Source organism: Rothia sp. HMSC071B01 (genome assembly GCF_001808945.1).
Lineage (GTDB): Bacteria > Actinomycetota > Actinomycetes > Actinomycetales > Micrococcaceae > Rothia.
This window is the reverse complement of record NZ_KV795071.1, coordinates 100,832-108,592: the sequence shown is the minus strand read 5'-3', so window position 1 is coordinate 108,592 and position 7,761 is coordinate 100,832. Positions and strand designations below refer to the sequence as shown.

The following is a 7,761-nucleotide window of genomic DNA, read 5'->3' as shown; positions in this document are numbered from 1 at the left end:
GGGGGGGGGTCAACGGCGGGTAGGGAATTCGCCGTTGAATCTGCGCGCCCTATGAGAAAAATGGTTGGAAGCCCCGTCGGTTTCGGGGACATTTTCACCCTATCAAACCCTCCAAATGATGTCAGGGAACACTCAAGGGAGGCTTGAAGGTTTTGAGACATTTCACAGGTTGATCAGCCGGTAAAAGCTGAACCCCGTGTTCCCGAATAGAAAAACCATTCGGGAACACGGGGTATTCAGCTTAGAACTAGTCCGTCTTACATAGCGCGGTTCTACCCTGCACCGTTCTACTTGGCGCGGTTCTGGAAGTTGAACAGCATCTGCTCCAACTGACCACGATTCACCAGATCCGTCGCATTAAAAGAGCCGAAATCCGGATTAATGACATACTGCTGAGTGGACCACAGAATCTCACGGTAGAACGCAGAACTCGGCTTCACATCGGTAAAGGAAGACACGCCCGATACAGCCGGGGAACCCGCTGCACGGTAAGTGAACGCTGCAACGGTGGCGTTCGAGATGCTTGCCTCCGCGTGGAACTTGCCATCAGACCAGCCGAAAGTAATGCCCTTCTGGCGAGCCCACACGTAGGCGGCGTAGTTCGGGTCGGTGGTCTTCACATCCGGCCAGGGGGAAGTCTTAGGCAGATTCACCTTGGGACTACCAGCCTGAGCGTACAGAGCCGCAGTCAACTCGCCGCGAGTAGCGCGCTGCTGCTGCTCCTGGTAGGTGAGCTTCGAAATCAGGCTCTTGTACTCTCCCTTAGGTACGGTAGCATCCGCGAAGTCCTGAACACCCTCAAACTTCAAATCCTGACGACCCATAAGAACACCGCGGTGCTCCGGCGCGTAACCCACAATCGGGGTGATGAGGGGCCTGTCCTTCCTGGTGAGGTCGTAGTCGTAGTCGCTCCACGCCTCAACGACGTACTGCTTAGAAGGATTCAGGGTGTTTGCGGGGAGCTTGATGGTGCGGTAAAGAGTGCCTCCCTCAAGGCGGGTTACGCCATCGGGACCTTCATAGTAGGACTTCATATCGCTCATCGCCAGGACGGGGGTGCCGGTGCCCTTCTCACGAATCACGTACATGGCACCCTCACGACCGGGCAGCTCCTCCCCAACGAAACCCTCACCCTGAATCAGCAGCTCCTGATCCTTCGTGGTGTCCTTCAGAGCATCGTACTTCCACTTAGGTGCCAGGACCTGCGGATGGTAAGCGCGGGTGTACATCGGGTGGTGGGCGATAACGTTCTTACGAGCCCAAATATCCTCAATGCTCGACTGCGGCTGGCCTTTAGCCTCGGTCAAAATACCCGTCTCGTAACGCACCTCGTCCAGGGTGATACCCGGGAAATAATCGATGGGAGTGTAGAAATTCTCCAGGGCATTAGCCTTGATGGTCAGCTTCGCCTCAAAAGTGCCATCATCGGCAATGGTGAAGTCCTTACCCTCTTCAAAGCGGAGCATCGACGTGGAAGGCTCAGCGTTACCGGGGCGGTCCTTCGTAGCAGCAATGTAGAAGATAACGGTGCCGTGCTGCTCACGCCACTGCTTAGTGAAACCAGTACCCTTCAGAGTCACGGTGCCACCCTCGCCGGTGTACAGAATGCCGTCATAATCAGTGGAGTACGTCGGCTGTGCCGCTGCGTCCTGAGCAGCCGGCTTGGGGGATGCAGTATTTGCCGCCGGTGCATTAGCCACAGGTGTCGCATCCTGGGCGAGTGCCGGAGTCATTGGCAGAACCATAGCGCCAGCCAGCACCAGTGCGCCGCAACCCTGCGCCGCACGGAGGAAAGAAGACTTAGAATTCGGAAGCGGGGACATACATCATCCTTACGGGTCGTACCCACCGGGATGATGCAGGTTCATAGGGTTTCTGGGGTGAGAAATCTCTGTCGAATCTGCGCCAACCCAATGAGAAGTGGTTGAGTATCCCCGTCGGTTTCGGGGACATTTTCACCCTATCAAAGGGGTGAACAGATGTCAGGGAACACTCAAGAGAGGCTTGAAGGTTCTGATGGTTTTCACAGGTTGACCAGCCGCTAAGAACTGAACCCAGCACGCTAAATTCAGCAAGCTAAACCCCGAAAACAGAACCCCGCGCTCCCGAATAGAAACACCACTCGGAAACACGGGGTTATTCGTGCGACTAGTCGATAAGCAGAGCCAGTTTAGCGAGCTAGCTTAGCGAGACTGGAAAGCAGTCAGAACAGTCTCCAGATGGCCGCGAGTCAGCAGCTGCTTAGGAAGGAAATAGTGACCACCGTACACAGTAGGCAAGTTCTGGCTCGCCCACAGAATCTCACGGTAGAACGGAGCACCAGGCTTAACATCCACATAGGGAGAATCGCCCTTCACCGCAGGAGAACCAGCCGCACGGTAGGTGAACGCCGCAACGGTAGCGTTCGAGATACCAGCGTCCGCATGGAACTTGCCGTCCGACCAACCGTAGCTGATGCCCTTCTCACGAACCCAAATGTACGCAGCGTAGTTCGGGTCGTCAGTCTTCACGTCCGGCCAGGGAGAGACTTCCGGCAGCTTCACCTCGGGGGCGCCAGCCTGAAGGTACAGAGCCACCGCCAGCTCACCGCGGGTAGCGCGTTCCTTGCGCTGCTCATCGGTCAAGCTAGGCTTCTTATCCTCAACAGCGTCAGAGCCCTTGAAATTCAGGTCCTGAGAAGCCAACAGCTCACCGCGACCCTCGGGCGCCTTACCCACAACGGGGGCAAGGAACTCGCCGCTCTCGCTGTAGCCGTCATTAGCCCAGACCTCCACCACGTACTTCTTCGAAGCATCCAAAGTGTTAGCCGGAACCTTCACGGTGCCGTTCACTACGCCGTTCACATACTCAAAGGCACGGTCGTGGTGGTTGTACTCAATGATGTCGCTGGTCGCCAGAACAGGGGTGTTCGAACCCTTCTCACGGATTACATACTGAACACCCTTGACGGAGTGAATCTCACCGTAGAAACCGGTACCCGAGAAGTAAATGTCCTGATCCGCGGTGGTGTCGCCCAGAGCCTTGTACTCCACCTTGGGAGCAAACTTCTCAGGGCGGTACGCCTGAGTCTGCACCGCAATACGTTGCACCACGTTCTTACCAGCCCACAGATCCTTAAGGGTCAGCTGGGGCTGACCCTGCTGTTCAGCAACCAGGACAACCTCGTAACGCACCTCGTAACGCGGGATACCGGGGAAGTAGTTGCGAGGCTCATAGTAGCGCTGAAGCACGTCCGGCTTGACCGTCAGCTGAGCATCCAGGGTGCCATCCTCGGCAATGGTGAAGTCCTTACCCTCTTCATAGCGGAGCGGCGTATCATCAGCGGGCAGAACGCTACCATCGGGAACGCCCTGAGAAGCGGCCAGATAAACCGCCACCTTGCCGTGCTTCTCGCGCCACTCCTTGGTGAACCCCGAACCCTTCACGTGGACGGTACCGCCCTCGAAGGTGTACAGCAGCTGAGCCTTGCCGTCGTACAGAACCTCAAACGTCGGGGTAGCCTCCTGAATAGGCTTAGCTCCCGGAACATCCGCAGCCTGCGAACCATCAGAACCATTAAAGTTCAGCGCCTGGGAAGCAAGCAGAGTGCCGCGGCCCTCGGGTGCCTTACCTACGACAGGGGTAATGAACTCGTCGTCATCGTAGCCATTGTTACCCCACACCTCGACGGTGTACTGCTTAGCTGAATCCAGGGTGTTAGCGGGAATCTTAACGTTACCGTTGAGGAGCCCATGCTGATACTGGGACGAATACTCGGGGTCGTTGTACTCGATGATGTCGCTAATAGCCAGGACGGGGGTGCTCGAGCCCTTCTCACGCACAACAATCTGAACACCCTTCGGGGAGTTAATATCGCCGTTGAAGTCCCAACCTGAGAAGTTCAGAACCTGATCGTTACCGGTATCCTTCAAAGCGTTGTAGCTCCAATGAGGAGCGAACTCATCAGAAGTAGCAACAGGATTCTCGCGGACGCGATCATCCGGCAGGGAACCAGCAACAGCCGCCGCAGGAGTATCCGCGGCAACATTCTGAGCAAGCGCAGGAGACATCGGCAGAATCATCGCGCCAGCCAGCGCCAATGCACCGCAACCCCGTGCTGCACGGAAGAAGGACGAAGCCTTGAAATTCGGAAGAGCGGACATAATCATTCCTTATTGGTCGAACCCATCGCGCCAATGCAGTTTCTAAAAGGGGAGTGAGAAATCTTCGTCGAATCTGCGCCAACCCAATGAGAAGTGGTCGAATATCCCCGTCAGTTTCGGGGACAATTTCACCCTATCAAAGGGGTGAATAGAAGTCAGGAAACACTCAAGAGAGACTTGAAGGTTCTGAGGGTTTTCCCAGGTTGACCAGCCGCTAAAAACTGAGCCCAGCAGGCTAAAGCCCGAAAAAAGAACCCCGCACTCCCAAACAAGAGTGCGGGGCCGCCAAACACGCTAAAGCAAAGCGCTAAAACAAAGCACAGAAACTAGGAAGTGCAAAAACTAGGAAGTGCGGAAGTATAGGTACATCATCATCGCAACACGACCACGAGACGTTTGAGCCGTCGGCTCAAAAGCATTACCCTCAGACACCGTCGACACGCCATGGCGAGACGCCCACACAATCTGACGGTAGAACGGAGTCGCAGACGAAACATCGCTAAACGGGGAAGTACCCGACATCTGAATCTTCTGCGCGCCATCAGCACGGTACAGCAGAGCCGCAGCAGAAGCATTCGACAGGCGCGCCTCCGCATGGAACTTACCATCAACCCAACCGGACGTAATACGCTCCTGACGCGCCCACAGGTACGCATCATAGTTCGGGTCAGACTCATCAACATCCGCATACGGCGAATGCTCCGGGCGGGTCACCGCCGGCGAACCCGCCAACTTATAGAACATGGTGATCAGTTCGCCACGAGTCACCGGATCCTCAGCACCAAAATGGTCCTCAGAAAGCGGCTCCATCGTCTGAGTGCGAACAGCCCAACGGATACCCGCATAGTACGCAGAATCTTCAGTGGCATCAGCAAAAATAGTGTTCGCATCCGGCGCGGTCACGGACGGACGCAGAATCTTCGGGCCCTGCGTCGAAGAACTCGACACCAGGACAGAAGCAGAAGTCGCCGAAGCGGGCGCCGGCGCAGCAGTATCCGCCGAAGAAAGACGCGCCTCCGACGAATCATAAAAAGAGAAAAGAGGTGAGAACGGCAGATACAAAACACCCGCCAGCGCCACAGCGCCAACAGCCAGCTCAATACGGCGGCGCTTACGCTTCTTCGACTCAGCCTGAGAAGAAGCCTCGGCGGTGCCCTCCGGTGCCAGCAGAGGTGCAGAAGAATTATGGGCAGTATCAGTCGACTGCTTAAAATTCTGGGACATAAATCCTCAATGTGGTTGATGTATCGGTGTGTGATGGGCTCCCTCGCACAACAGGCGCCCAACCGGAAACGGGCGCGCACCAAGGGGGCGCAACAGTCCTAAGCATAAACCACAGCTTGAAGAATATTAATTTACACTCCACGGAACAATTGTGAAAAAGGGGAGTGGAGCACCCCAAAAATCCACCCAATAGCGGGTACTGCATGAGGCGCGCCCCACATGCGGTACAGCCCACACTAGCGTGGCAACCGGCAAAAATACCCCGAAAAACCGCAGGATAGCAGCGGACAACAGCCCCGTTCACACCCCCTACAGATACCCTGCAGACACCTCATAAACACCCCGCAAGAGCACAGAAAAGCCGGGCCAGCGGCGATGAAACCAACGTTTCATCGCCGCCAGCCCGGCATAATCCCTAGACCCTAGAGGCTAGTCCTAGCGAACCTTATAAAGCCCTATCGGACCTTGTAGTTCATCAAGAAACCAGCCAGCTCACCACGGCTCACCAGCGCAGACGGGTGGTACTCAGAACCCGGGAAAACCTGTAGCTTCTGCTGCTTAGCCCAAGTAATCTCACGGTAGAACGCAGAGCCGACCTTCACATCGGTGTACGGCGCCTCAGTCACAGCAACCGGCTTCTTACCGTCAAAACGGTACAGGAACGCCGCAACAGTAGCATTAGACACAGACGCATTCGCGTGGAACTTACCATCAGACCAGCCGAAAGTAATACCCTTCTGACGAGCCCAAATGTACGCAGCGTAGTTCGGGTCATCGCTCTTCACATCCGCGTACGGGCTAGTAGCCGGCAGGGTAACCTTCGGGGAACCAGCCATGCGGTACAGCGCAACAGTTAGATCACCGCGGGTCGCATCATCATTAACGCCGAACCAATCCTTCTCGCGAGAATCAATCAGCTTCTGATCAGCAACCCACAGAACAGCCTTGTGGTTCGCGTGAGCAGCCGGAACATCAGCGAAACGCTCACGAGCCTTCTTGTTCGCAGACTCACCGGTCAGAGTCAGGTAATCAGCCGCGATGCGCTCGCTGTCACCGTCAGCGTAGTTCACGGTCACGAAAATAGCGTAGTGGCCATCAGCATCCAGCTTGGTGCCGTCAACGTTAACGGTCGTCTCAAACGCGCCGGTCGCCACACGGTCAGCGCTCAGAGTGATGCTCTCCAGAGCCTCACCGGTCGGGTTGCCGTCAGCCTCAGCAGCCGAGAACAGCACGTTCACGGTAGCGCCAGCGGGGACCTCGAAATCCTTACCCTTCACACGGATAGTGGTCGAAGAGCTCAGATCCACCTTGTCAGTGCTCAAAGAAACCGAAGGAGACGCCTTCTTAACGTTCTCGCCGTTCACCGGAACAAACGTCTGAGTGCTCAGCGCCTGGCTGTTCGCCTCATCGTTATCTTCCGGAACGTTGAACTCGAAAGTCTGCACAACGTAGGAGCTACCGGACTTCAGGGTGCCCGCCGGGATGTCCAGAACAGTCGAGAAACGGCCGTTGGTGTAACCCATGTACTGGCCGAAGAACGCAGAGTAGGAGGTGAACTTAGCCTCCGACTGAGCCAGCGCGGGGCCGGTCGCCTTGCCGGTCGCCGGATCAACCGCACGAACCGCAACAATCAGCGACTCGCTACCGTTGTACGAAATGTTCTGGAAGCCAGCACCGTTCACAGTGACCTTAGCGTTCTCAGAAGCATTCACCGACGAAGCGCTGTACGACAGGGTAGGGGAATCAACGGTGGGAACATCCGCAACCTTCAGTTCAGTACGAACCTCATCCGCGGGAATCCAGCCGTCTTCAGCGTCATCGCGGTAACCGAGCACAACATCGAAGGACGAGCCATTGGCCTCCAGATAGTTAGCGCCGATAGAAGCGGTCAGGTTCACGGTGCCGTCAGCCGCGAAAGCGGAGGCGGGAACATCCTGAACATAGAAGGGGTAATCACGCGGACGGTGCGGCGAGAAAGCAACGCTTTCACCCTTCGGAACAACGTACAGGCGGAACGACTTGCCCTTAACGAAGTCCTTGGAGAAACCGGAGCCGCTAACCGTCACGTTGCCGCCCTTGAGAATATCAAAAGTGCCGGAGGTAACCTGCAGACGCTGAGCACCCTGAACCTCACCCTGCTCAACAGCCTGGGCTGCTATCGGAGTAGCAGGTGCGGCAAACGCGGGAGAGAGGGGCAAGAGCATGGCGCCCGCCAAAGTGAGGGCGCAGCCGCTCTTAGCCATGTTTTTGGGTAGCGCAAAGCGCATGTGGTTGGGAAGTGAGGACATTGTTATCCAATCAGTTTTTATCGGTGTCACGCATCGAGTGTGGTGCGCATAAACACCGTAGCAAATAGTTAAGACGTGCTGGAACCTGAAAGGTCATCAGTGCGAAA

Annotated in this window: 4 protein-coding genes; all 4 read right to left on the bottom strand. The window is 56.2% G+C overall.

The window, feature by feature from the left end:
• Nucleotides 1-287: 287 nt before the first annotated feature.
• Nucleotides 288-1,823, bottom strand: coding sequence for an S-layer homology domain-containing protein (locus HMPREF2527_RS03970; protein WP_070506526.1), 1,536 nt, complete (start codon nt 1,821-1,823; stop codon nt 288-290).
• A 360-nt stretch (nt 1,824-2,183) separates the two neighbouring features.
• Complete coding sequence (locus tag HMPREF2527_RS03965) at nt 2,184-4,142, bottom strand: gluconolactonase (RefSeq protein ID WP_070506524.1); 1,959 nt, start codon at nt 4,140-4,142, stop codon at nt 2,184-2,186.
• Between the two features lie 342 nt (nt 4,143-4,484).
• Nucleotides 4,485-5,366 (bottom strand): S-layer homology domain-containing protein, encoded by an 882-nt coding sequence (locus tag HMPREF2527_RS03960; RefSeq protein ID WP_070506521.1) that lies wholly within the window; start codon nt 5,364-5,366, stop codon nt 4,485-4,487.
• A 455-nt stretch (nt 5,367-5,821) separates the two neighbouring features.
• On the bottom strand, nt 5,822-7,654 hold the full coding sequence (locus tag HMPREF2527_RS03955) for an S-layer homology domain-containing protein (protein ID WP_070506519.1): 1,833 nt from the start codon (nt 7,652-7,654) through the stop codon (nt 5,822-5,824).
• Nucleotides 7,655-7,761 lie beyond the last annotated feature (107 nt).

Bases quoted from the DNA above. Each gene is read 5' to 3' on its own strand.
- HMPREF2527_RS03970 (WP_070506526.1), bottom strand. From the start codon at position 1,823: ATGTCCCCGCTTCCGAATTCTAAGTCTTCTTTCCTCCGTGCGGCGCAG.
- HMPREF2527_RS03965 (WP_070506524.1), bottom strand. From the start codon at position 4,142: ATGTCCGCTCTTCCGAATTTCAAGGCTTCGTCCTTCTTCCGTGCAGCA.
- HMPREF2527_RS03960 (WP_070506521.1), bottom strand. From the start codon at position 5,366: ATGTCCCAGAATTTTAAGCAGTCGACTGATACTGCCCATAATTCTTCT.
- HMPREF2527_RS03955 (WP_070506519.1), bottom strand. From the start codon at position 7,654: ATGTCCTCACTTCCCAACCACATGCGCTTTGCGCTACCCAAAAACATG.